The sequence below is a fragment of the Thermovirga sp. genome, from assembly GCA_012523215.1.
Taxonomy (GTDB): domain Bacteria; phylum Synergistota; class Synergistia; order Synergistales; family Thermovirgaceae; genus 58-81.
On record JAAYIZ010000287.1, the window covers coordinates 1 to 2,284 of the forward strand.

Genomic DNA, 2,284 nt, shown 5'->3' on the forward strand with positions numbered 1-2,284 from the left:
GACCTTCTCGGAAGTCGAAGCCGGCACCGTTGTCGCGAGAGGCAGATCTTTCCAGCCCTTTAACGAACTCATCCCTGCTGCACCTCCTCGTATCCGCGTCGGATAGAATTCTGGTTGGCCTTGAGGATCTTCTCCGATAGTTTTGCCCCCATTTTATGGGTGAAGTGGTCGATAAACGCCTCAAGAGGAACATCCTTGAAAAAATGAGCCAGTGCTCCAAGGATGGGGGTGTTAGGCCGGTTCTGGCCAAATTCCTCGAGGGTGATCTTGGTTGCGTCGACGGCCATGACCTTTGTCGAATCCTTCAGCTTCAGTTTCTTCTTGAGCTCCGCGGGCGATTCCGGTGAGTTGATCAGGTACAGGGTGGTATCCTTGCCGCCCTCGGTAGGTTTGACCGCATCGATCAGCGTGGGATCGATCAGGACCACGACGTCCGGCGTGAGGACTCCGGATCGGTCCCTGATGGGTTCGTCCCCCACCCGGTTGAAGGCTTTCATGGGCGCTCCCTGACGCTCTGCTCCGTACTCGGGGAAGGACTGGGTGTGCTTGCCGGCCTCGAAAAGTACTTCGGCGAGGATGGCTGACCCCGTCTTTGCTCCCTGTCCTCCCCTTCCGTGCCATCGAACTTCGATGACTTCTGACATTAGTACCCCTCCTTCTTGGAAGATGCGTTGAACGGTTAATTGCGGGTAATTCCAAAGACGCCTAAAATAATAACAGGGAGAGGGAATCACTTCCCCCGTTGAGAGGTTCCACTCCCTGGTAACAAGGAAAAGCGGATAAAGCGCTGAATCTCCAAGAAAAATGATTCTAAGGAATCATCGCGTGGAATAGGCTCTTCAGAATTATCTGTACATTGCATGTATATTGTATGTAGGCGCAACCTGGTGTCAAGCCTGCAGAAATTTTTTAAACTGCCACCGCCCTTTTTCGCGAAAGGATGTGCCTGTTTTGATCCCTCTGGGAGATATCCTCTTAAAAAGAGGCCCCGGTTGCCTGGTCTCGATGGCCTTCGGCGAAGAAGCCCCTTATTGTGCGGTCGAGATCGGATTCGGCAACGGCGAGTTCTTACAGCGCATGGCCTCCGAAAGGCCCGACGGTCTTTTTTACGGCATCGAGGTTTCCCGCAATTGCATCATGAAGGCCGCAAAACGGGCGAAGCGATCCTCAATCGGCAACGTTCGCCTCCTCTTCGGGGATGCCCGTTTCCTTTTGAACGAATGCTTCCCCGAAGAAGGGGTGGATGCGATTTTCATGAACTTCCCCTGCCCTTGGCCGAAGAGCAGGCACGCAAAGAGGAGGGTAACTTCGAAGCATTTTGTAAACAGCCTGGCGGGTGTCCTCAAGATCGGAGGTTTCTTCGAACTGGCGACCGATGATGAACAATACGCCCGGGAGGCGGCAATGACCATCCCATCCCATCCTGCCATCGTAATGGATTTTTTCGAATCGGATTCTTCAAGGAGGAGGCGTACCAAGTACGAAAAAAAATGGCTGGAAGCCGGTAAGAGGATTTTTCTTATGCGGTTCAGAAAGGAGAAGCCCTTCGGGAAGGGAATCCCGGAAAGGGGAGTGATCGAATTGCACAAGGCTTTGGGGAGGCCTTGTCCTGACTTGGCCGAACTGGTCCCGCTGGTGGGAATAACGGCGGGACAAAGAGAAGCCCGTTGGATCTTTAGGGACTGCTTCGCCAATCCTTCGGGGGTTATCCTGGTGGAAACCTTTACCTCTGATGAGGGTTTTGAACAGTCCTTCTTTTTCCGGATTGTCCCGGGAAAGGACGGTTGCATGATCAAAACGGATTTCGCGACACGGCCCTTCGCGACCCCATCGGTGAGGGGAGCATTCCAGGATGTGGCATCCTTCCTGGAAGATGCTGGCCGATGAACGGGTACCCCCTTTACCCCGTGGGTTACGTGCGTTCACCCTTCAAGGTGCCCGTGCCGCCGGAGAGATTCCATGGAGTCGATTCTAGGATTGAACTGATGCCTGAATTCGAAGAGGCCCTGGAAGGGTTGGAAGAAGGCGAAAGGCTCCTCGTTCTTTTCCGGTTTCACCTTTGCCGCGGTTTTCCCATGAAAGTCCACCCCAGGGGGGATGCCATGAACCCACTCCGGGGGGTGTTCTCGACCTGCAGCCCGAACAGGCCCAACCATATCGGCGCCAGCCTTGTCCTTTTGAAAGGTATAAGGGGGCCTGTCCTGGTGGTGGAGGGCCTTGACGCGGTGGACGGGACGCCGGTGGTGGACATCAAACCTTCCAGGGGGATAAACTGGGAGCGCGC

General features: G+C 54.7%; 3 protein-coding genes. 2 read left to right on the forward strand and 1 reads right to left on the reverse strand.

Annotated elements, in window-relative coordinates; genetic code table 11:
* Window positions 1-68 precede the first annotated feature (68 nt).
* Window positions 69-644 (reverse strand): pyruvate synthase, encoded by a 576-nt coding sequence (locus GX108_07800; protein ID NLO56932.1) that lies wholly within the window; start codon window positions 642-644, stop codon window positions 69-71.
* Window positions 645-951: 307 nt separating this feature from the next.
* On the opposite strand from GX108_07800, the gene trmB reads away from it, so the two are divergent.
* Window positions 952-1,887 carry a tRNA (guanosine(46)-N7)-methyltransferase TrmB gene (gene trmB, locus GX108_07805; GenBank protein ID NLO56933.1) on the forward strand — a complete coding sequence of 312 codons (936 nt, stop codon included), beginning with the start codon at window positions 952-954 and terminating at the stop codon, window positions 1,885-1,887.
* A partial coding sequence (gene tsaA / locus GX108_07810; GenBank protein NLO56934.1) for a tRNA (N6-threonylcarbamoyladenosine(37)-N6)-methyltransferase TrmO occupies window positions 1,884-2,284 on the forward strand: 401 nt, incomplete at its 3' end. The genes trmB and tsaA, both read left to right, overlap by 4 nt.